This window comes from Acrocarpospora catenulata (assembly GCF_018476525.1).
GTDB lineage: Bacteria > Actinomycetota > Actinomycetes > Streptosporangiales > Streptosporangiaceae > Acrocarpospora > Acrocarpospora catenulata.
The window spans coordinates 25,546-46,296 of the sequence record NZ_JAHCST010000071.1 but is presented as its reverse complement, the minus strand read 5'-3'; the positions used below and the strand labels follow the sequence as shown (position 1 = coordinate 46,296).

The 20,751-nt window shown below is 71.3% G+C and carries 18 protein-coding genes; 13 read left to right on the top strand and 5 right to left on the bottom strand.

Annotated features, from left to right (window positions below):
- The first annotated feature begins 205 nt into the window (after nt 1-205).
- Nucleotides 206-631: a hypothetical protein gene (locus tag KIP79_RS40210; protein ID WP_214110278.1), complete on the top strand. Its 426-nt coding sequence runs from the start codon at nt 206-208 to the stop codon at nt 629-631.
- Here KIP79_RS40210 and KIP79_RS40205 read toward each other — a convergent pair.
- Nucleotides 628-1,245, bottom strand: coding sequence for a TetR/AcrR family transcriptional regulator (locus KIP79_RS40205; protein ID WP_214110277.1), 618 nt, complete (start codon nt 1,243-1,245; stop codon nt 628-630). The genes KIP79_RS40210 and KIP79_RS40205 overlap by 4 nt on opposite strands.
- Nucleotides 1,246-1,579: 334 nt before the next feature.
- On the opposite strand from KIP79_RS40205, the gene KIP79_RS40200 reads away from it, so the two are divergent.
- A complete protein-coding gene (locus KIP79_RS40200; RefSeq protein ID WP_214110276.1) occupies nt 1,580-1,978 on the top strand; it encodes a cold-shock protein in 399 nt (132 codons plus the stop codon).
- Between the two features lie 14 nt (nt 1,979-1,992).
- Here KIP79_RS40200 and KIP79_RS40195 read toward each other — a convergent pair whose 3' ends face one another.
- Nucleotides 1,993-3,384 carry an MFS transporter gene (locus KIP79_RS40195; protein ID WP_214110275.1) on the bottom strand — a complete coding sequence of 464 codons (1,392 nt, stop codon included), beginning with the start codon at nt 3,382-3,384 and terminating at the stop codon, nt 1,993-1,995.
- An 87-nt stretch (nt 3,385-3,471) separates the two neighbouring features.
- Between KIP79_RS40195 and KIP79_RS40190 the strand changes: the two genes are divergently transcribed.
- Nucleotides 3,472-4,248: a DUF3027 domain-containing protein gene (locus tag KIP79_RS40190; protein WP_214110274.1), complete on the top strand. Its 777-nt coding sequence runs from the start codon at nt 3,472-3,474 to the stop codon at nt 4,246-4,248.
- A gap of 67 nt (nt 4,249-4,315) precedes the next feature.
- Nucleotides 4,316-7,459 (top strand): sacsin N-terminal ATP-binding-like domain-containing protein, encoded by a 3,144-nt coding sequence (locus KIP79_RS40185; RefSeq protein ID WP_214110273.1) that lies wholly within the window; start codon nt 4,316-4,318, stop codon nt 7,457-7,459.
- On the opposite strand, the gene KIP79_RS47865 is transcribed toward KIP79_RS40185, so the two are convergent.
- Nucleotides 7,456-7,671 (bottom strand): DUF2530 domain-containing protein, encoded by a 216-nt coding sequence (locus KIP79_RS47865; RefSeq protein WP_308170143.1) that lies wholly within the window; start codon nt 7,669-7,671, stop codon nt 7,456-7,458. The two genes, KIP79_RS40185 and KIP79_RS47865, sit on opposite strands and share 4 nt — an antisense overlap.
- A gap of 102 nt (nt 7,672-7,773) precedes the next feature.
- On the opposite strand from KIP79_RS47865, the gene KIP79_RS40175 reads away from it, so the two are divergent.
- The 5 genes from KIP79_RS40175 to thpR all read left to right on the top strand — a co-directional run bounded on the left by KIP79_RS40175 (nt 7,774) and on the right by thpR (nt 13,751).
- Nucleotides 7,774-9,363 carry an NCS2 family permease gene (locus tag KIP79_RS40175; protein ID WP_214110271.1) on the top strand — a complete coding sequence of 530 codons (1,590 nt, stop codon included), beginning with the start codon at nt 7,774-7,776 and terminating at the stop codon, nt 9,361-9,363.
- 228 nt (nt 9,364-9,591) lie between these two features.
- Nucleotides 9,592-11,238 (top strand): endo-1,4-beta-xylanase, encoded by a 1,647-nt coding sequence (locus tag KIP79_RS40170; protein ID WP_214110270.1) that lies wholly within the window; start codon nt 9,592-9,594, stop codon nt 11,236-11,238.
- A 181-nt stretch (nt 11,239-11,419) separates the two neighbouring features.
- Nucleotides 11,420-11,860 (top strand): MarR family winged helix-turn-helix transcriptional regulator, encoded by a 441-nt coding sequence (locus KIP79_RS40165; RefSeq protein WP_250214624.1) that lies wholly within the window; start codon nt 11,420-11,422, stop codon nt 11,858-11,860.
- Nucleotides 11,861-11,907: 47 nt separating this feature from the next.
- On the top strand, nt 11,908-13,221 hold the full coding sequence (locus KIP79_RS40160; protein ID WP_214110282.1) for an MFS transporter: 1,314 nt from the start codon (nt 11,908-11,910) through the stop codon (nt 13,219-13,221).
- The gene (gene thpR / locus KIP79_RS40155) at nt 13,218-13,751 is read left to right on the top strand and encodes an RNA 2',3'-cyclic phosphodiesterase (RefSeq protein ID WP_214110268.1); all 534 of its coding nucleotides are present in this window, start codon (nt 13,218-13,220) and stop codon (nt 13,749-13,751) included. The genes KIP79_RS40160 and thpR overlap by 4 nt, the downstream gene beginning before the upstream one ends.
- Nucleotides 13,752-13,850: 99 nt before the next feature.
- Here the strand turns inward: thpR and KIP79_RS40150 are convergent, their stop codons facing one another.
- Nucleotides 13,851-14,822, bottom strand: coding sequence for an aldo/keto reductase (locus KIP79_RS40150; protein WP_214110267.1), 972 nt, complete (start codon nt 14,820-14,822; stop codon nt 13,851-13,853).
- Nucleotides 14,823-14,918: 96 nt separating this feature from the next.
- Between KIP79_RS40150 and KIP79_RS40145 the strand changes: the two genes are divergently transcribed.
- The 3 genes from KIP79_RS40145 to KIP79_RS40135 all read left to right on the top strand — a co-directional run bounded on the left by KIP79_RS40145 (nt 14,919) and on the right by KIP79_RS40135 (nt 19,054).
- Nucleotides 14,919-15,929, top strand: coding sequence for a hypothetical protein (locus KIP79_RS40145; RefSeq protein WP_250214623.1), 1,011 nt, complete (start codon nt 14,919-14,921; stop codon nt 15,927-15,929).
- An 83-nt stretch (nt 15,930-16,012) separates the two neighbouring features.
- Complete coding sequence (locus KIP79_RS40140; protein WP_214110266.1) at nt 16,013-16,303, top strand: Fe-S cluster assembly protein HesB; 291 nt, start codon at nt 16,013-16,015, stop codon at nt 16,301-16,303.
- Nucleotides 16,304-16,444: 141 nt separating this feature from the next.
- Nucleotides 16,445-19,054 carry an SCO7613 C-terminal domain-containing membrane protein gene (locus KIP79_RS40135; protein WP_214110265.1) on the top strand — a complete coding sequence of 870 codons (2,610 nt, stop codon included), beginning with the start codon at nt 16,445-16,447 and terminating at the stop codon, nt 19,052-19,054.
- Between the two features lies 1 nt (nt 19,055).
- On the opposite strand, the gene KIP79_RS40130 is transcribed toward KIP79_RS40135, so the two are convergent.
- Nucleotides 19,056-19,418, bottom strand: a complete 363-nt coding sequence (locus tag KIP79_RS40130) for a hypothetical protein (RefSeq protein WP_214110264.1) — start codon at nt 19,416-19,418, stop codon at nt 19,056-19,058.
- 134 nt (nt 19,419-19,552) lie between these two features.
- On the opposite strand from KIP79_RS40130, the gene lhgD reads away from it, so the two are divergent.
- Complete coding sequence (lhgD, locus tag KIP79_RS40125; protein WP_214110263.1) at nt 19,553-20,713, top strand: L-2-hydroxyglutarate dehydrogenase; 1,161 nt, start codon at nt 19,553-19,555, stop codon at nt 20,711-20,713.
- Nucleotides 20,714-20,751: the final 38 nt, after the last annotated feature.

Genomic DNA, 20,751 nt, shown 5'->3' with positions numbered 1-20,751 from the left:
AGGTAGATCACTCTGCGGCCCTCGCGCCTGGACCGGACGAGGCCGGCGAGCTTGAGCCGATCCGCAATTCGACCTACAACCGGACCCCCGCTCCGCCCTTCAACCCGACCCCCGCTCCGGCCTGTGGCCCGACCCCCGCTCCGGCCTGTCGCCCGACTCCCGCGCGGGCTGGCTACGGCGGATCCTCATGGCGGGTGGGAATCCGATGGCGACCGGCGGCAAAGACGCCTGGTCGATCTTCGTCGGGCGACGCCGCGAGGCGGTCGGTGTGGCCCTGCTGGTGGTGGCCGCCCTGCTGGTGCCGTTCCGCTTCCCGAGCGTGGCGATCTTCCCGGTGCCGGCGCTGTTCTGGGCGGCGGGCGCGCTGGTGGTGCTCTCCTGCGAGACGTGGGCGTTCAACGACCGCCTGATCGGCCTGGCCACCCCCGCCCTGACCTACTTGATCGGCGGCAGCGTCCTGGCCCTGATCCGCGCCCAAGGGCAGGACCTCACCCGCCTGCTCGCCGAGTTCCACGGCGCCAGCGGCGTCCTGTTCATCCTCGGCACCGCGGCCGGCGTCTCCTGGCTCATCTACCGCCTCTACGACCCACCCCCACCCCCGACTCACCGCACCCTGCGCGCCACCCGCTAGACCGGTGCGGCGGTGCGGGTGGGGAGGAGCCCGAGCGCTAAGCGGACCCAGGAGGTGACGAAGCGGTCGCGGTCGGCTCGGGCGGGGGGTTCGCCGACGGTTTCCTCGAAGAGGCGGTAGTGGACCACCGCGCCGCCGAGGACGGCGCCGATGCCGGGCCAGTCGAGGTTGGCGTCGCGGTATTCGGGCTGGGCCAGAAACCAGGTGGTCATGGAGTCGAACATGGGCTGGAGGAGGCCGCTTCTGACGACTTCCACCAGTTCGGGGAACTGGCTGAGGTCGCGGAAGAAGACGCGGGTGAGTTCGCTCTCCTCGCGGACCTTGGCCAGGCCCGCGCGGCACAGGTGGGCCAGCCGATCCTCCAGGGGAGTCGGCCCGGTGCTGTGCAGGGCGGTGAGGGTGGTGGCGATCTGGGCGCCGGTCCGGGTGGCGTGCTCGGTCATGGCGGCGGCGAGCACCTCGTACTTGGACCTGAAGTGCCGGTAGAGCCCGCCCGCACCGGGGGACAGCCCGGCGGCGGCCTCGATCTCCGCCACCGACGTGGCCGCGTATCCCCGTTCGGCGAAGAGCCGCAGGGCCTCATCGATGATCCGCTGACGCGTGGATCCGCTCATGGCAATCCTGGCCACCTCCGCCGTCCAGGGTAGACCGTCAGAGTTTCCCAGCGGAGCCCATTGATAAGCGCCCGCTTTCCCGGAAAACCGGTTACCCGTACGCGTATGCGTTTTGGCATCCTGTAGAGGTGCACTCCACCGGAAACGTCGGATCCGACCCCAGCGGGACGCCAGCCGTCACCCCAGGGGTCCAGGCGGTGACCCCACCGCCCGAAACCGGCGTCCGGCGCGTCGATTCGCCTGGAAATTCAGGGCGTTCCGGCGGTCCCCCGCCGTCTCAGTGGGCATAACCTACATCCATTCCTTTCACGACAGTCTGAACGAGGTCACTCCTGTGCCCAGCGGCAAGGTCAAGTGGTACGACGAGACCAAGGGTTTCGGTTTCCTCACCCGCGACGACGGCGGTGAGGTCTTCGTGCATTCATCCGCGCTGCCCAAAGGCGTGGATGCCCTCAAGCCTGGACAGAAGGTCGAGTTCGGTGTGGCGGAGGGCCGCCGCGGGCAGCAGGCCCTGTCGGTCCGGGTCCTGGAGCAGCCGCCCACTCTGGCCAAGGCCGCCCGTCCCAAGGGCAAGCGGAAGAAACCTGACGAGATGGTCGTCATCGTCGAGGATCTGATCAAGCTGCTGGACGACATCTCCACGTCGTACCAGAAGGGCAAGCAGCCGGACGCGGCGCACGCCAAGAAGGTGGCGACCGTGCTCCGCGCCGTCGCCGACGACATCGACGGCTGAGACCCCCAGAAGAACTAAAACGGGTTGGGCAACGGCTTCGTATCCCCCTGAGTCGGCGCGGGACGCCGCTCCGGGCGGGTGCGGAGCCGTTTGCGCCGCCCGGCGACCAGCCAGCCCAGCGAGATCGCCAGCACGGCCGCCATCACCGCCAGCCCGATCGGCCCGCCGGTGAACAGCGAGAGCATCAGCCCGACCAGGCCCCCGAACACCCAGGCGATCTGGAGCAGCGCCTCCACCACCCCGAAGGTGGACGAACGCACCTCCTCGCCGATCTCCCGCTGCACGATGGCGTCCAGCGCCAGCTTCCCCAGGCCCTGCGCGAAGGCCCCCACCAGCGCCACCGCCACGGCCGACCAGAGCGTGAAGAAGAACGCGGCCACGATCGTGGTGACGGTGGTCAGCGCCAGCGTGGCCAGCACGATCAGCTGCGGCGAGCGCGACCGCGCCCAGGAGGCCACGGCCGCCCCCATCAGACCGCCGCCCCCGGCCGCCGCGGCCAGCAGCCCGAGGGTGATCTCCGGAGCCAGCCCCTGCAGGTGCTTGTCCTGGACCAGGAAGAGCAGGAAGAACACCAGGAACCCGGCCTGCACCCGGATCGCGGCGTTGGCGCGCATCGCCTCGGCCACCACCGGCCCCATCTGGAACCAGGTGCGCCAACCGGGCGCGGCCTCCTCTTCCTCCTCCGGATCGGGGGAGTCCACGTGCCGCGGCAGCCGTACCGCGATCACCCCGGAGACCAGGAAGACCGCCATCGCGCCGCGCAGCACCCATTCGGCCCCTATCCAGGCGGTAAGACCGGCCGCGGCGCCCGCCGCCGCTCCGGCCGAGACCAGGGCGAACAAGGCGACCCGCGCGTTGCCGGTGACCAGCGTGATGTCGGCGGGCAGCACGCTCGGCATGATCGCCGCCCGGGACACGTTGTACGCCTTGGACAGCACCAGCACCGCCAGCGCGGCCGGAAAGAGCGAGAGCGTGTCCCCGTACACGACCGAGGAGGCCATGCCCCAGCAGAGCAGGCCCCGGGCGAACAGCGTGCCGGCCATCACGTACCGCCGGCCGGACCGGAACCGGTCCAGGACCGGGCCCACGAAGGGGGCCACCACCGTGAAGGGGACCATGGTGATCAACAGGTAGAGGGCCACCTGGCCGCGCGCCTGCCCGACCGGCAGCCCGAAGAAGAGCGCCCCGGCGAGGGAGACCGTGATCAACGCGTCACCGGCGCTGTGCGCCGCCGTCACCTCGATCAACCTGCCCAGGCCGGTTCGGCCCGCGCCCTGCGCGTAGGTGAGCCTTCGCGTCGCCCGTCCCACCGCCCGCCCGGCCCGTACCGTCGCCCCTGCGGCTGTACGGGTCGCGCGCGCGGTCCCCCGGCCGGCACGCTGAACACGATTCCAGGCACCTGCCACAGGCGGCACTCCCTTCCCCTCCTTGAAATATCAGTGTTACTGACCCGGTCCGGTGCTGTCCGCTCCCGGGGTGGGTGAAAATAAAGTGTGAGTCGTACCCGAATCAGAACCTCCGCCGCCGACTCGGCCTGTGCCGCCGCCGTCGAGCTCGCCCGGCTGGCCGCCGAGGAGATCGCGCGCCCGGGCGAGGTGGGCGAGCATCTCGGGTTCGAGAGCGAGGGCGACCGGGTCGTCACCCACTTTTTCACGTGTCTTGACCGGGCCTACCGCGGGTGGCGCTGGGCGGTCACGGTGGCCCGCGCCTCCCGGGCCAGGAACGTGACGGTCAGCGAGACCGTGCTGCTGCCCGGCGCGGGCGCGCTGCTCGCGCCCACCTGGGTGCCGTGGAACCAGCGGCTGCGCCCTGGCGACCTGGGCGTGGGCGACCTGCTCCCGGCCGAGGCCGACGACGACCGGCTGGCCCCCGGCTTCACCGAGACCGACGACGACTCCGACCAGCAGATGATTTTCGAATACGGTCTGGGCCGCGCCCGGGTGCTCTCGCCCATCGGCCGCGACCTGGCCGTGCGGCGCTGGCACGACGGCGACTCCGGGCCCGACTCCCCGCTCGCCGTGGCCGCCCCCGCACAGTGCTCCACCTGCGGCTTCTACTGGCCGCTCGCGGGCTCGCTCCGGCTGGGGTTCGGGGTCTGCGCCAACGAGTACGCGCCGGACGACGGCCGGGTGGTGGCCGCCGACCACGGCTGCGGTGCGCACTCGGAGGCCACCACGGTGCCGTCCATGACTCCTGAGCAGGCGCCGCCGATCCTGGACGATCTCGGCTACGACCCGATGCCGGCCGACGATGCTCAAGATCTTGGTTGAGGCCATGAATGCGGGGCAAGGGCGCTAACCTACGTTCGCCCCGTCCGCCCCTCCCCGAGAGCCCGACATGCCTGACAATGACATTTTTGGCACAGCACGGCTGCGTGAGACGGTCCTGGCCGCCTGGGCGGCCTCGCCCGCCCGGTTCCGGGAGGACGCCAACGCGGAGGAGGACTTCGCGCTCGGCGGCTACCGGGACCGGCTGATCGTCGAGCTGGCCCAGAACGCCGCCGACGCCGCGCTGCGCGCCGGGGTTTCCGGGCGGCTGCGCCTGTCGCTGCGGGACGGCGTCCTGGAGGCCGCCAACACCGGCGCCCCGCTGGACGCCACCGGCGTGGAGGGCCTGGCCACACTGCGCGTCTCCGGCAAGCGGAACGAGGTGGGCGCGGCCGGCCGGTTCGGCGTCGGCTTCGCCGCCGTCGTCTCGGTCTGCGACGCGCCCTCCGTGCAGTCCCGGGGCGCCGGGGGCGTGCGCTGGTCCCGCGAGGAGACCGCCGCCCTGGTCGCGGCCACTCCCGCGCTCGCCTCCGAGCTGGCCGACCGGGCCGGGCACGTGCCGCTGCTCCGCCTGCCGTTCCCGCTGGCGGAGACCGCCGACCTGCCCGAGGGCTTCGACACGGTGGTCCGGCTCCCGCTCCGCGACAAGGTGGCAGAAGAGGCCGTGCGCCAGATGCTGGCCGAGACCAGCCCCGCGCTGCCGCTGGTGATGCCCGCGCTCGAAGTGATCGAGATTGAGCTGGACGGCGTGACGCGCACGGTCACCGCCGACGGCTGGCACACGGTCACCGCCTCAGGGGCCTTCACGCCCGAGCAGATCGCCGAGCTCTTCGGCGACCGGCCGACCGAGGAGCGGGCCCGGCCGTACTGGCAGGTCCGGTGGGCCGTGCCGGTGAGCCAGGGGGCCGCCCAGGCCGGTCTGCGGGACGCGGTGGCCGCCGGGGAGCCGCTGCCGCTGCCCAAGGACGTGCCCGCCGTCATTCACGCGCCCACACCCAGCGACGAGCCGCTCGACCTGCCCGCGCTGCTGATCGCCACCTTCCCGCTGGCCACCGACCGGCGGCACGTGGCGACCGGCCCGCTGACCGGCTTCCTCATCCGCCGGGCGGCCGAGCTGTACGTGTTGCTGCTGCGCGGCCTGCCCCGCACGCCCAGGCTGCTGGACCTGGTGCCCGGTCTGCTCGGCAAGGGCGAGCTGGACGCCGCCATCCGCCGGGAGATCCTCACCCTGCTTCCGGAGGCCCCGCTGCTGCCCGCGCTCTCCGCGCCGGAGGCCGTCGAAGGCCCGGACGGGGAGGAGCGCTTCCAGTCCCTGCTGAGCCGCCGCTGGGACGCCGACCTGCCGCCGGGGGAGACCGGCATGGCCGAGCTGGCCGTGCCCGGCCAGGGGCTGATGGTGGCCGGGCGGGAGGCCAGGGCGGTGGCCGGGCCCGCCGAGTTCCTGGCCAAGGTGGCCGACCTGGTGCCGGGGCTGCTGCCCGCCGGATGGCCGGTCCGGCATCCGGCGCTGGCCACCCTGGGGGTGCGCCGGGTCGAGCTGGCCGACGTGGTGGACATGCTCTCCGGCGAGGCCGTGCAGGACCGCGAGCCGGGCTGGTGGCGGTCGGTGTACGAGGTGCTGCCCGCCGACGACCCGGAGGCGATCGGGGCGATCCCGGTGCCGCTGGCCGACGGGCGGCTGGTGCGCGGGCCGCGCGGCACCCTGCTGCTGACCGAGGGCGGGCTCGACCCGGCCCCGCTGGCGCCGCTGGGGCTCCGGATCGTGCACCCGGAGGCGGCCCACCCGCTGCTGCTCCGGCTGGGCGCGGGCGAGGCCACGCCGCGGACCGTGCTGGAGGATCCGCTGACCCACGCCGCCGTGCGCGAGTCGGTGCACAGCGCCGACCCCGAGCCGGTGGCCCAGGCCGTACTGGCCCTGGTGGAGGCGGCCGGGGTGACCGCCGGGGAGGCGCCCTGGCTGGCCGAGCTGGCCCTGCGCGGCGCCGACGGCGAGGTCTACACCGCGGGTGAGCTGCTGCTGGAGGGCGGTGACCTGGCCAAACTGATCGACCAGGAGGCCCCGTTCGCCGCCCCCGACCTGGTCGAGAAGTACGGCCCCCGGGTGCTGGCCGCCGCCGGGGTGCTGGACGGCTTCGCCGTGGTCAACGACAACGACGTGCTGCTCGACCCCGACGAGTGCGACCACGACCTGGACCGTGAGGACGAGTGGCTGGAGGCGGTGCTCGACCTGCTGCCCGAGTTCGACGTGCCCCCGGTGGCCCGCGACTTCACCGCCGTACGGGACCTGGAGTACGTGGGCGACTGGCCGGCCGCGCTGGCCCTGCTCACCCGGCCCCCGCTGCGCGCCGCGCTGCTCCCGCTCCGGGTGCTGGTGGCGGGCGAGACGGTGGAGGTGCCCTCCTACACCGCCTGGTGGCTCTCCCACCATCCGGTGCTGGGCGGGAAGCTCCCGACCTCGCTCCGCCTGCCCTCCGGCGACCCGCTGCTGTTCGGCCTGTACGGCGACGCCCCCGAGGGCCTGGACGAGACCGCGCTGACCATGATCGGCGTCAGGTCCACCCTGGCCGACCTGCTGGCCTCGCACGGCGGTCCGGAGGAACTGCTCGACCTGATGGCCGACCCTGCCATCGAGGTGGACCGCGCCCAGCTGCGGGCGCTGTGGATGGCCGTCGCGGCGGTGGACCCCGCCCGGGTCCGGCCTCCGTCGGCGGTGCGCGCGGTGCTGAACGGCGCGATCGTGGTGGCCGACGCGGAGGACGGGCACGTGATTGGTGCGGACGGGCAGGCCGCCGGTGAGCCGGTCGTGGTGGAGGCGCCCGACCTGCTGGCCCTGGTCGCCGACCGGCCGCTCATCCTGGCCCCCTTCGACCTGGCCGAGGCGCTCTCCGAGGTGCTCGACCTGCCCCTGGTGGGGGAGATCGTGACCGGCGAGGTGACCTCCGCCGGGGTGGAGAGGCCGGTGCCGCCGGAAGTCCACACCCTGCTCCCGACCGCGCCCAAGACCTACGTCGAGCACGCGGAGCTGCTGGTGGACGGCCGGCCGGTGCCGTGGCGGTTCTTCGACGGCAAGGTGCACGCCAGCGGGGTCGAAGGGCTGGCCAGAGGGCTGGCCTGGGCGTCCGGGCAGTGGGGGGAGCGGCTGGCCGCCGCGGCGCTGCTGCGTGACCCGGCGCGGGTGCCGTTGCTGCTGGCCGAGTCGGATCTGGACGCCTAGCGCGCCCGGTTCCGGTTGCGCCGGTGCACATAGGCCAGACCGAAGAACCCCATGCCGATTCCGGCCACGCAGGTCCAGGTCCACCAGGTTTCGGTGGGACGGATGATCAGGAGCACCACCAGGGCGATCGCCCACAGGATGGTGCCGACGAGGATGGTCGTGGTGTCGTTGGTCTGCAGGGGCTCCGGGTCGGGTTTGCGGGGCGGCTTCACACGATCAGCATATTCATGAGAAAGTCGTGATCTTGGGCGGCCGCATCGGTGAAGTCCATGATCGGCGGTTATACGGCTGTCCATGGGACGGGTTTCTCGTGAATGAGGAACGGGTCGAGCGGGGCAGATGGGCGCAAGCCGTACACGAATCCGTCACGAAAGGATCACACCGGCAACCTGGGTCTTTTCCCAGGTTGTGCAGGGTGTCACTCTGCGCGCGTGAGCGACATCAAATCCCCCCAAAACACTAGTTTTCTCGACACCTACTTCAAGATCAGCGAGCGTGGTTCCACCGTCGGCGGTGAGGTGCGCGGCGGCTTCGCCACGTTCTTCACGATGGCCTACATCGTGGTGCTGAACCCGATCATCATCGGCACCGTGAAGGATGCCGACGGGCAGTTCCTCGGCGATGGGAGCGCTCCCAACCTGCCTCTGGTCGCGGTGGCCACCGCGCTCGTGGCCGGTCTGCTGACCATCCTCATGGGTGTGGTGGCCAACGTGCCGTTCGCCCTGGCGGCCGGCCTGGGGCTGAACGCGTTCGTCACCTACGGCATCGCCACCCAGATGTCCTGGGAGGACGCGATGGGCCTGGTGGTGCTGGAGGGCCTGGTCATCCTGCTGCTGGTGCTCACCGGATTCAGGACCGCGGTCTTCCACGCCATCCCGGCCAGCCTGAAGACGGCCATCTCGGTCGGTATCGGCCTGTTCATCGCCCTCATCGGGTTCGTGGACGCCGGGTTCGTCCGGAAGACCGCCGCCCCGGCGCCGCCGATCGAGCTGGGCATCGGCGGCGGGCTCACCAGCTGGCCGATCCTGGTCTTCGTGGTCGGCCTGCTGCTCACCGCGCTGCTGGTGGCCAGGAGGACGAAGGGCGCCATCCTGATCGGCATCGTGCTCACCACCATCTTCGCGATCATCGTCGAGCTGATCGCCAAGGCCGGTCCCTCCCTCGTCGACGGCCAGCCCAACCCGCAGGGCTGGGGGCTGAACGTGCCCGCGCTGCCCGCGCTGGGGGACATCGTGGGCCTGCCCGACCTCGGCCTGATCGGGCAGTTCAGCCTGTTCGGCGCGTTCTCCAAGGTCTCCTTGGTGCTGGGTGTGCTGCTGGTCTTCACCCTGCTGATCACCGACTTCTTCGACACGATGGGCACCATCGTGGGCGTCGGCAAGCAGGCCAACCTGCTCAACGAGGACGGCACGCTGCCCAAGACCCGGGAGATTCTGATCGTCGACTCGATCGCGGCCGCGGCCGGTGGCGCCGGGTCCGTCTCCTCCAACACCACCTACATCGAGTCGGCCGCCGGGGTCGGCGAGGGCGCCCGCACCGGCCTGGCCAGCGTGGTCACCGGCGTGCTCTTCCTCCTTACCATGTTCCTGGCGCCGCTGGTCGAGGTCGTGCCGTACGAGGCCGCCGCGCCCGCGCTGGTGGTGGTCGGGTTCCTGATGATGACCAGCATCCGCGAGATCGACTTCACCGACTTCGAGATCGCCATTCCCGCCTTCCTGACGATCGTGCTGATGCCGTTCACGTACTCGATCGCCAACGGGATCGGGGCGGGCTTCATCGCGTATGTCCTGATCAAGCTGGTCAAGGGTAAGTCCTCGGAGATCCACCCGCTGATGTGGGTGGTCGGCGCGCTGTTCGTGATCTACTTCGCGCTCGGGCCGATCAAGATCCTGCTCAACGTCTGAGCGACGGATGACATGGGCCGTCATGGCGGGCTACCGTCATGGCGGCCCATCGCATGTGCCAGGGAGTTACTGAAACTTTCAAGTAAACTCCGATATTTTACGGCGTCACCGCAGCACAGCCTGGCCGCCGATACGAGGTCGTTGACCCCTTTTTCCGGCTGATTCTAGCCTCCGTGGAGCACGCGAAGCTAACGAAAATTTTCGGAAAAGGGAGCTCTAGTGCCTTCCATGAAATGGCGGTCTCTCGCGGTGGTCTGCGCCTTGGCGTCGGCCGCGGCGAGCTTGGTCATCGCCGCCCCCGCCGAGGCGAGCGGGCCCTTGAAGACCCACGCGGTCGCGCGGGGCAAGTTCATCGGCGCGGCGATCGCCACCAGTCCGCTCGCCAACGAGACGGCCTACCGCAATATCGCCGCGACCGAGTTCAACCAGATCACGGCCGAGAACGCGATGAAGTGGGAGTCGACCGAGCCCAACGACAACCAGTACACCTTCGCCGGGGCTGACCAGATCGTCAACTTCGCCACCCAGAACGGGCAGCAGGTGCACGGGCACACGCTGATCTGGCACCAGCAGACGCCCGGCTGGGTGCAGGGGCTGAGCGCCGCCAACATGCGGATCGCGATCAACGACCACATCGCCACCGTGGTCGGCCGGTACGCCGGCAACCCGACCGTGGTCTCCTGGGACGTGGTGAACGAGGCGTTCAACGAGGACGGCACCTTCCGCCAGTCCTTCTGGTACAACACGCTGGGCCAGAGCTACATCGCCGACGCCTTCCGCGCCGCCCGGGCCGCCGACCCCGACGCCCGCCTGTGCATCAACGACTACAACGTCGAAGGCATCAACGCCAAGAGCACGGCCATGTACAACCTGGTGCAGTCGCTGCGGTCGCAGAACGTGCCGGTGGACTGTGTCGGCTTCCAGTCGCACCTGGCCACGCAGTACGGCTTCCCCAACGACCTGCAGCAGAACCTGCAGCGCTTCGCCAACCTGGGCGTGCAGGTCCGGATCACCGAGCTCGACGTGCGTATTCAGACGCCGCGTACCGCGCAGAAGGACACCACGCAGGCGCAGTACTACACCAACGTGGTCAACGCCTGTAACGCGGTCACCGCCTGCGCCGGCGTGACGATCTGGGGCTTCACCGACAAGTACTCCTGGGTTCCCGACACCTTCCCCAGCGAGGGCGCCGCGCTGATCTACGACGAGAACTACCAGCAGAAACCCTCCTACACCGCGGTCCACAACGCGCTGGACGGCGGCACCACCGACACCACTCCGCCGACCACACCGGGCACGCCGACGGCCTCCAACATCACCTCGTCCGGCGCGACGCTGACCTGGACGGCCTCCACCGACACCGGTGGCAGCGGCCTGGCGGGCTACAACATCTACCGGCGGGTGGGCTCGACCGACACCCAGATCGCCACGTCCACCACCAACTCGGTCAACCTGACCGGTTTGACCGCGAGCACGCAGTACCAGGTGCTCGTCCGGGCGCGTGACGGGGCGGGGAACCTGTCGGCCAACTCGGCGCTGGCGACCTTCACCACCACGGGCGGCGGCACCGGCGGCGGCTGCTCGGCGACGGCCACCACCCAGACCCAGTGGAGTGAGGGCTACGTGATCGAGCCGGTCCGGGTGACCGCGGGCAGTTCGGCGATCACCTCCTGGACGGTGACCTTCACCCTCCCGGCCGGCCACACCATCACCGGCTCCTGGAACGCCACCCTGACCGTCAGCGGGCAGACCGTGACCGCCAGGAACGCCGCCTACAACGGCAACCTCGGCGCCGGAGCCAGCACCACCTTCGGCTTCCAGGTCAGCCGCCCCAACGGCAACACCTCACTGCCAAGCGGATACACCTGCGCCTGAACCACTCACCACGGGGTGCGGCACGTCGCCGCACCCCGTTTCGTTTCGCCCGCGCCCCGGTGATGCGTGCACCCGACCATTCAGCTGGGAAGGTAGGTAGCCAACCCCCTGCATGGAGGAATGGTGATATGTCGTATATAGTTAGCAGAGGTAATGACTTATGCTAACGAACAACCCCAGGATGACGTCGGGTGCGAACCTCCGCAGCGACGCCGGTTTGGCGTCCGCGCTGCGCGTCTCGCTCGCCCGGCTGAACCGGCGGCTGCGCAAGCAGGGCACGGGCCACTCGCTGACCCCCACCCAGCTCGCGACACTGGCCGCCGTCGAGCGGCACACCGCGATGACGCCCGGCGAACTGGCCGAGCACGAGAAGGTGCAGCCGCCCTCAATGACGCGTGTGATCGCCAACCTGGAGGAGCGGGGGCTGGTGGCCCGCAGTCCGCACCCGTCGGACCGCCGGCAGGTGTCGATCAGCGTCACCCCCGACGGCGCTGCCCTGCTCAAGGAGGAGCGCCGGCTGAAGGAGGCGTGGCTGGCCCAGCGACTCAAGGACCTGACCCCGGAGGAGCGGGCGACGCTCCGCCTGGCGGCGCCGATCCTGGAGAGGCTCTCCCAGATGTGACCGTGGCGGCGGTGGTCCCCGAGGAGGCCGCCGCCACCAGGGCCGGCATGTTCCGCTCGCTGCGGAACTACAACTACCGGCTGTTCGCCGCCGGTGGCGTGATCTCCAACGTCGGCTCCTGGATGCAGCGCACCGCCCAGGACTGGCTGGTGCTCAGCTTGACCGGGGGCAGCGGCACCGCGCTCGGCATCACCGTGGCGCTCCAGTTCCTGCCGATGGTGCTGTTCGGCCTCTGGGGCGGCATGCTGGCCGACCGGTACCCCAAACGCCGCCTGCTGGTGGTCGCCGACAGCCTGATGGGCCTGCTCGCCCTGGTTCTCGGCCTCCTCACGGTGACCGGAACCGTCCAGGTCTGGCACGTGTACCTGATGGCGTTCCTGCTGGGGGTGATCGCCTGCGTCGAGGTGCCCACCCGGCAGTCCTTCGTGGTGGAGATGGTCGGCCACGACGACCTGTCCAACGCGATCGCGCTGAACAGCTCCACCTTCAACCTGGCCCGGGTGGTCGGCCCCGCGCTGGCCGGGCTGGCGATCAACTGGATCGGCACCGGGCCGATCTTCATCGTGAACGCGGTCTCCTTCGGCGCGGTGATCACCGGGCTCTTCCTCATGCGCGCCGCCGAACTCCACCCCGCCGAGCGGGTCGCCCGGGCCAAGGGCCAGCTCCGCGAGGGCCTGCGCTACGTGGCCAAGCGGCCGGACCTGCTGCTGCCCATCCTCGTCGTCGCGTTCGCGGCGATCTTCACGCAGAGCGTGGCCACCGCCGTCGCGCTGATGGCCACCAAGGTCTTCGACGCCGGGTCCTCGGCGTTCGGGCTCGGTTCCAGCGCGCTCGCGCTCGGCGCCGTGACGGGGGCGCTGCTGGCGGCCCGCCGGGTCCAGCTGAGCCGCCGGTTCCTGCTGCTCGGCGCGGTGCTGTTCGGCGTCTTCCAGGTGCTGGCCGGGCTCGCCCCCGGGTTCGTGTTCTTCCTGCTGCTGCTCATCCCGGCCGGGATGGCGTTGATCACCGTCAACACCACCGCCAACGCCACCGTGCAGCACGGCTCATCGCCGGAGATGCGCGGCCGGGTGATGGGCATCTACATCCTGGTCTTCACCGCCGGTACGCCGGTGGGGGCGCCCCTGGTGGGCTGGCTGTCCGAGCTGGCCGGGCCCCGGGTGGCGCTGGTGGTGATCGGTCTGACCAGCATCGTCGGCGTGGGCCTGGCCCTGCTGCTCACCCGCCTGGTCGCCATCCGCCAGGGGGTGGCCCCGCCGCGCCCGGCCCAGGCAGCCAGGCGCGCCCTGCAGACGGCCGTCGGCGGGCTGTCGATCAGGCGGTGGCGGCCCCGCGGTGGCGATGCCGCAGAATCAGGCGGGTGAGACTGTTCGTGGCGGTGCTGCCGCCGCCCGCCGTACTGGCCGAGGTCGACCGTGCCGTGGCCCCGCTGCGCCGGGAGCGGCCGGAGCTGACCTGGGAGGACCCGGAGCGCTGGCACATCACGCTGGCGTTCCTCGGCGAGGTGCCCGAGGCGGCGGTGCCCGGTCTGGACGCCCGGTTGCGCGCGGCCGCCTGGCACGAGCCGTTCCCGCTCGCCCTGGACGGGGCCGGGCATTTCGCGTCGAAGGTGATGTGGCTCGGGGTGCGGGCCCCCGACGGCGGGCTGGCGGAGCTGGCGGCGTCGGTGGTCGCCGGGGCCCGGGAGGAGGGGGTCCAACTGGAGGACCGTCCCTACCTCCCGCACCTCACGCTCGCCCGGTCACGGAAGGCCTGCCGGCTCCCGCTCCGCACCCTCCGCCACTTCGACGGCACCCCGTGGCGGGTCGCCACCGCCCATCTCGTCCGAAGCCACCAGGGCCAGACGGTACGGTATGAGCCGATCTCGGCCTACCCACTGGGCCTGCCCGGTTAGGCTCGTCGGCGTGGATCGTCCTCGACGCTGGCTGGTTCCGGCCGTACTGGCCCTGCTGGTGCTGATCGTGGTGCTGGGCGCCTGGATGAGCTGACCTGCCTACCAGGCGTACGCCTCCGGGGCGGTGCCGCCGGGGCCCGGGAAGATCTCGTCCAGCCGGGCCAGCGCCTTCTCGTCCAGCTTGATCTCCAGCGCCCGGAGCGACCCGTCCAGCTGGTCCGCCGTGCGGGGCCCGATGATCGGGGCGGTGACCGCCTTCTGGTGCAGCAGCCAGGCCAGCGCGACGTCGGCCGGCTGTTCGCCGAGCTCGTCGCAGAACGCCTCGTACTGCTCCAGCTGGGGACGGTACCGCTCCAGTTCGGCGACCCGGTCGGGCTGCGCGGTCCGGCCCTTCTCGGTCTTGCGGAGCACGCCGCCGAGCAGGCCGCCGGCCAGCGGGCTCCACGGGATCACGCCCAGGCCGTAGTCCTCGCAGGCGGGCAGCACCTCAAGTTCCACCGAGCGCTCCAGCAGGTGGTACTTGGACTGCTCGCTGACCAGGCCGAGGAAGTTGCGGCGGCGGGCGGTCTCCTGGGCCTTGGCGATGTGCCAGCCCGCGAAGTTGGAGGAGCCGACGTACAGGATCTTGCCCTGGGCCCTGAGCACCTCCATGGCCTCCCAGAACTCCTCGAACGGAGTGAGCCTGTCGATGTGGTGCGCCTGGTAGATGTCGATGTAGTCGGTCTGCAGGCGCTTCAGCGAGGCGTCGCAGGCGCGGCGGATGTTCAGGGCCGAGAGCAGGTTCTCGTTCGGCCACTCGCCCATCGAGCCGTACAGCTTGGTGGCGATGACCGTGCGCTCCCGGCGTCCGCCGCCCTGGGCGAACCAGCGGCCGACGATCTGCTCGGTGACGCCCTCGCCCAGCTTCCAGCCGTACACGTTGGCCGTGTCGAAGAAGTTGATGCCCAGTTCGTGGGCGCGGTCCATGATCGTGTAGGAGTCCTCCTCGGTGGTCTGCGGCCCGAAGTTCATTGTGCCCAGGCAGAGCTTGCTGACCTTGAGTCCGGTGCGGCCTAGCTGTCCATAGTCCATGGACCTCAGCCTATGAACCTGGAGTGCACTCCAGGCGAGCGCTTTGCGTGGGGCATCGGGAATGATTGCGGCATGGGGTGGAGCGGGGGTGACGGCATGAGGGCCGTCGTGCTGGTGATGGCCGGGCTGCTGGCGGGCCTGGTGGCGGCCGGACCGGCGGCGGCCCGCGGAGACTCCCCGGACGACGTGGAGCGGAAGCTCTTCGAGTTCAAGGACAAGCGGATCGACGAGTCCAGCGGGCTGGCGGTGTCGCCCACCCATGAGGGCGTCGTGTACACCCACAACGACAGCGGCGCGGGGCCGCAGTTCTACGCGGTGGGCATGGACGGGCGCACCAGGGCCACGTTCACGCTGGGTGGGGCGGAGGCGCGGGACTGGGAGGGCATGGCGGCCACGGTGGACCCGGAGACCGGGCGGGGCGTGCTCTGGTTCGCCGACATCGGGGACAACCTGGAGGGGGCCTGGTCGGACATCTCGGTCTACAAGGTCTTCGAGCCGACCCGGCTGCGGGACGCCACCCTGCCCGCCGTGCGGTACCGGTTCCGGTACGCCGACGGGGCGCGGAACGCGGAGGGCATCATGGTCCACCCGCGCACCGGGCGGCTGTACATCGTCAGCAAGGAGTTCGACGGGTCGATCTACCAGGCGCCGAAGGAACTCCGTACCGACCGGGTGAACGTGCTGCGGCGGGTCGGGGACGCGCCGACCATGGCCACCGACGCGGCCTTCGCCCCGGACGGGACGAGTTTTGTGATCCGTACCTACTTTTCGGCATCCGTTTACCAGGCTCCCGGCAAGTTGCTGGGGACGGTGCCGATGCCCATACTGCGGCAGTCCGAGTCGATCGCCTACACCCGGGACGGACGTTACCTGCTGACCGGTTCCGAGGGCGTCTCCAGCCCGGTCTACCAGGTCCCGATCCCCGCCGACCTCACCGGCGCCCGCGCCACGCCGTCGCCTTCGGCCTCGGCCGCCGAGGCGGCCCCGGCGGAGACGGTACGGACGGGCGGCGGCGGCGTGACCACGACCATGATCGCGGTGTGGCTGGGCATCGCGGCGGGGGCGATTGTGATCATTGGGTTGATCGCGCGGTGGGCGGTCCGGTGACGAGGGTTGACCCGCGCTGAGGTGTGAAGTGCTCCTTTGGGGGCAAGGTGGCACGAAACACCCGACCAGAACGAGGAGTCATCGTGCTCACACTGACGGACAACGCCGTACAGGTGATCCGAGATCTCACCGCGCAGGCGACTGAATCGGGGGAGACGGGCATAAGGATCGCCGGTCAGGCCGACGAGCCGGGCGCCCTGTTGCTCTCCGTGGCGGAGGCTCCGGCGGCCACCGACCAGGTCATCGACGTGGAGGGGGCTCGGGTCTTCCTCGACTCCGAGGCTGCTGACGTACTCGACGACAAGTCCCTGGACGCGTCCGTGGACGATCAGGGGGGCGTCTCCTTCCGCATCGAACAGCAGCGTTTCATGTGACCCGCCGACTACCGGGACCCCGGCTTCCTTTGTTGGGGGAAGCCGGGGTCCCTCTCGGCGCGGGCTCAAGAGCACTACTCATGAGTAACTGAGTACATCTGCGCATGGTGCTTGCGGTGGTTTGAGCGGCATTGTTCACACATGAACTCTGCTGGCCCTCTGCCCTGTCCGGACTGCGGCGCGCCGCTTCCGGGTCCTCGGGCAGCCTGCCCCTCCTGCGGCCTGCCCCTGACCGGCCCGGCCGCGACCGAACTCTGGCAGCTCGACACCGCGCTGAACGCCCTGCGGGCCCAGGAAGGGCACCTGCTCGCCCGCCGCGACGTGCTGCTCACGACCCTCCGATCCGCCAGGGACCGCGCGGCCGAGGGGGCGGCTACAGGGGTGGCTGCGGGGGCGGCCAAGGGGGAGGTTCCGGCAGGGGTCGCGGCCGGGCCATGGCAGCAGGCTCCGGCGGGTCCCGGGCCTTTGGGCTCCGGGCCCACCGGTTCCGGGCCTGTGGGTTCTGTGCCTGGGGGTTCCGGGCGCGGTCCGGATATGTCGGGCAGGGCCGTGCAGAATCTGCTGCTGTCGCTCGGCGGGTTGCTACTGGTCGTGGCGGCGATCGTGTTCACCGTGGTCAGCTGGGGGCAGCTGGGCATCGAGGGCCGGGCGGCCGTGCTGCTCGGGTTCACCGGGGTGACGCTGGCGGTGCCGCCGTACCTGGCGGGGCGGAAGCTGACCGCCACCGCGGAGACCGTCGCCATCCTGGGGCTGGCGCTGCTCTTCCTGGACGGATACGCGGCGTACGAGTTCGGGCTGGCGGGGCTCGACCGCATCGACTCGCAGCACTACACCGCCGGCCTGATCGCCGTCGTAAGCGTAATTTTCGCGATTTATGGCCATGTCACCCGCCTGAAGTCGCCGGTGCCGATGGCGATCGTGCTCGCCCAGTTCCCGCTGCTGGTGCTCGCGCTGGACACGACCGCCCTCTGGGTGACCGCCGCGCTGGTCGCCACCGCCGCCCTCGACGCCGTCATCTGGACGTGGGGCAGGCGCGCCACCGCGACCGCCTGCTTCGCCGTCACCTGGACGCTGGGCGCGGCGTTCGGCGTGCTCACCAGCGCCGTGCAGAGTCTCGGCTTCCCCGACTCCTTCACGCTGAGCGTGCTGCTCGTGGCCGCGACCGCCCTCGCCCTCTACCTGGCGATCAGGACCAGGTGGACGACCCCGGCGGCGGCCGGAGCCGCGATCACGCTCGCGGCGGCTGTGGCCTACCCGGTCCGCATGGCGATCTCCGAGGAGTGGTGGATCGTTCCGACTCCCCTCGCGGCCTTCCTGGTCGCCGCCGTGGCCCTGGAGATGCGGCGCAAGCGTCTGGCTGTTGAAGGGGCGTCCGCGGGGGTGCTTGAGCGCATCTGCCAGGTGGCGGCCGTGACCGCCGGGATCTTCGGGCTCCTGGTGGCCGCGCCGGTGGCGGTGCCGGTCGCGGTGGCCCTGACCGGGCCCTTCGACCAGGGCGCCGTCGTCTGGGGTGGGGCAGGGGGCAGGGGGTTCCGGGACCTGCTGGGAAGCGTGCTGGTCTCGCCCAAGCCGCCGGTGCTGGTGGTGCTCGCGGCGGTGGCGCTGGCGCTGGCCGGGCTGGCCTACCGGGTGCGGCGGCAGCGGGATCCCCTGCTGCTGGCCGGGGCCGCGGTGGCGGCGGTGCTGGTGGCGGTCGTGCCGGTCACCTGGAACCTGCCGTTCGGGGCGGGTGTCGCGGTGCTGGTGGCGGTTCCGGTGGCTCTGGGCATCGGAGCGATCTTCGCCGGCGGGCTGCGGGAGCGCGTTCTCGGGCTGCTGGCGGTGGCGGCGATCGCGGAGGTCGCCGCGTGGGCGCTGGTCTCGGAACCGGCGACGCTGGCCGCGACCGGGGTGCTGGCGGTCACCGCCGCCGTGGTGGCGTGGCGGGCCACCACGCCTGAAGTACCGGTGTGGGCGGCCGGGGTGGCGACCGCGCTCGCCGGGGGCGAGGCGGTCGCGGCCTGGCTCGCCGCCGACCTGGATGCGCGATATGTCACTTTCGTCCTGCTCGCGACGGCGGCCGTGGCGGCGGCCCTCGCCTGGCGCATGCCCAGGCGCGGGCTCGGGGTGGAGATCGCCGGGTACGGCCTGGCGGTCACCGGGATCGGCCTGTCCGCCGACGCGCGCATGCTCAGCGTCGCGCTCGCGGTGGCGGGTGTGATCGCCGTGGGCACCGCCCTGCGCACCGACCGCCGCAAGGCCGCCTACGCGGGCACCGCGCTCCTGCTGCTCGCCTCCTGGGTACGCCTCTCGGCCGAGAACGTGACCGTGGTCGAGGCGTACACGGTCCCGGTCTCGGCGGTGCTGCTGGCATTCGGCTGGTTCCGGGCCAGGGAAGGGTCCTCCTGGGTGGCCTACGGCAGTGGCCTGTCGTTCTCCCTGATCCCCAGCGTGTTCGCGCTCTACGGCAACGTGTACCCCTCGGGCGGCGCTGGCTGGCTCCGGCCGCTCGGCCTCGGCCTGGCCGCGCTGGTGATCCTGCTGGCCGGCGCCCGCTGGCGGCTCCAGGCCCCGGCCCTGCTCGGCGGCTTCACCCTGGCCGCGGTGGCCGTGCACGAGCTGGCGCCCTACGTCTCCGAGCTGATGGTGAGCGTGCCCCGCTGGGTGCCGATGGCCTTCGGCGGCCTGCTCCTGCTGGTGGTCGGCGCCACCTACGAGGCCAGGCTCCGCGACCTCCGCCGCCTCACCTCAACGATCAAGGGCCTGCGGTGATTCACATCCGCTCGGTGAACTGCTCGCCGCGCAGCGCCCGCTCCACCAGCGCGATGGACTCGGCCAGGCTGACCAGCCGGGGGCCCTCGCGCCGGTAGACCTCCAGCACGGCCTCCACCACGTGCGGCGGCAGCTGGTCCTTCAGATCGACGGCGGCGCCCCGGTAACCGGCCCGGGCGGCCTCCACCTCGGCGCGCACGTGGTGGTGGGCCATCCGGGCCAGGGCCAGCGGGTGCCGCCGCAGCACGCCGTAGGCGCGGTAGTCGGGCGGCACGGCGTCCAGCAGCCACGCCACGGCTGAGCTCTCCCAGTCCGGGCTGCCCGGCGGGCGCACCTCGGACGGCCATCCCGGAGGCACGTACACGCTTCCCACTATAACGAACACAAGTTCGAGGCCGATGCCCGGACTGCGGTGGCAGCGGGATCACGGTCACAATGGTGGCAAGAACACCGAAGAGGCGACGAAGACCGTGAAGCGCGAGGGATAGGGCGGCTGGCATGAGGATCGGCGTTGTCGGAGCGGGCATCCTGGGCCTGGCGGTCGCGCGGGAGCTGACGGCCAGGGGCGCCGAGGTGACCGTGCTCGACAAGGAGGACCGGGTCGGCGCGCACCAGACCGGCCACAACAGCGGGGTCGTGCACGCCGGGATCTACTACCAGCCGGGCTCGCTGAAGGCCCGCCTGTGCCGGGACGGCGTCGCCCTGCTCCGCGAGTACTGCGCCGAGCACCGCCTCCCGTACGAGGAGGTCGGCAAGCTCGTCATCGCCTCCACCCGGGCCGAACTGGCCGGGATGCACCGCATCGCCGGGCGCGCGGTCGAGAACGGGGTGCCCGGCATCGCCGTGCTGGACGGCCTCGGCCTGCGCGAGATCGAACCGCACGCGGTCGGCGTCGGCGCCGTGCACTCCCCGCACACCGCCATCGCCGACTTCCCCGCCGTGGCCCGCAGCCTGGCCGCCTCCCTCGACGTACGGCTCGGCAGGCCGGTCCGGGCGATCAGGGAGACCGCCTCCGGGGTGGAGGTGCTGGCCGGGCGCTCCCGGTTCGCCTTCGACCGGCTGGTGGCGTGCGCGGGCCTCGGGACCGACCGGGTGGCGGCGATGGCCGGGCAGCCGGGCCAGGTGCGCATCGTGCCCTTCCGCGGCGAGTACCTGCGCCTCACCGGCGCGGCCAAGGGCCTGGTCCGCGGGCTGATCTACCCGGTGCCCGACCCGCGTTACCCGTTCCTCGGGGTGCACCTGACCCGGCGCATCGACGGGGAGGTGCTGGTCGGGCCGAACGCGGTGATGGCGCTGGCCCTGGAGGGCTACTCCTGGTCCAAGGTCTCGCTGCGGGACCTGCGCGGCATCGCCGCCTGGCCGGGCACCCGGCGGATGGCCGTCCAGCACTGGCGTACCGGCCTGCGCGAGGTCTACGGCTCGCTGGCCAAACGCTCCTTCCTGGCCGCCGCCCGCCAGTACGTGCCGTCCCTGACCAAGGAGGACCTGGCCAGGACCGAGGGCGGGGTGCGGGCCCAGGCGGTGGCCAGGGACGGCGCCCTGGTGGACGATTTCGCCATCGACCGGCACGGCCCGATCACCCTGGTCCGCAACGCCCCCTCACCGGCGGCGACGTCCAGTCTGGCGATCGCCAGGCACATCGTCGGTTCTATCCTTTGACGGTCCCTTTAAGGCGGAATCCCTAGGGTGCCCAGCAA

Excerpts from the sequence above, each read along its gene's own strand:
- KIP79_RS40170 (WP_214110270.1), top strand. The coding sequence starts at position 9,592 with ATGAAATGGCGGTCTCTCGCGGTGGTCTGCGCCTTGGCGTCGGCCGCG.
- lhgD (WP_214110263.1), top strand. The coding sequence starts at position 19,553 with ATGAGGATCGGCGTTGTCGGAGCGGGCATCCTGGGCCTGGCGGTCGCG.
- KIP79_RS40175 (WP_214110271.1), top strand. The coding sequence starts at position 7,774 with ATGAGGAACGGGTCGAGCGGGGCAGATGGGCGCAAGCCGTACACGAAT.
- KIP79_RS40145 (WP_250214623.1), top strand. The coding sequence starts at position 14,919 with ATGAGGGCCGTCGTGCTGGTGATGGCCGGGCTGCTGGCGGGCCTGGTG.
- KIP79_RS40210 (WP_214110278.1), top strand. The coding sequence starts at position 206 with ATGGCGACCGGCGGCAAAGACGCCTGGTCGATCTTCGTCGGGCGACGC.
- KIP79_RS40165 (WP_250214624.1), top strand. The coding sequence starts at position 11,420 with ATGACGTCGGGTGCGAACCTCCGCAGCGACGCCGGTTTGGCGTCCGCG.
- KIP79_RS40135 (WP_214110265.1), top strand. The coding sequence starts at position 16,445 with ATGAACTCTGCTGGCCCTCTGCCCTGTCCGGACTGCGGCGCGCCGCTT.
- KIP79_RS40160 (WP_214110282.1), top strand. The coding sequence starts at position 11,908 with ATGTTCCGCTCGCTGCGGAACTACAACTACCGGCTGTTCGCCGCCGGT.
- KIP79_RS40205 (WP_214110277.1), bottom strand. The coding sequence starts at position 1,245 with ATGAGCGGATCCACGCGTCAGCGGATCATCGATGAGGCCCTGCGGCTC.
- KIP79_RS40185 (WP_214110273.1), top strand. The coding sequence starts at position 4,316 with ATGCCTGACAATGACATTTTTGGCACAGCACGGCTGCGTGAGACGGTC.
- KIP79_RS40150 (WP_214110267.1), bottom strand. The coding sequence starts at position 14,822 with ATGGACTATGGACAGCTAGGCCGCACCGGACTCAAGGTCAGCAAGCTC.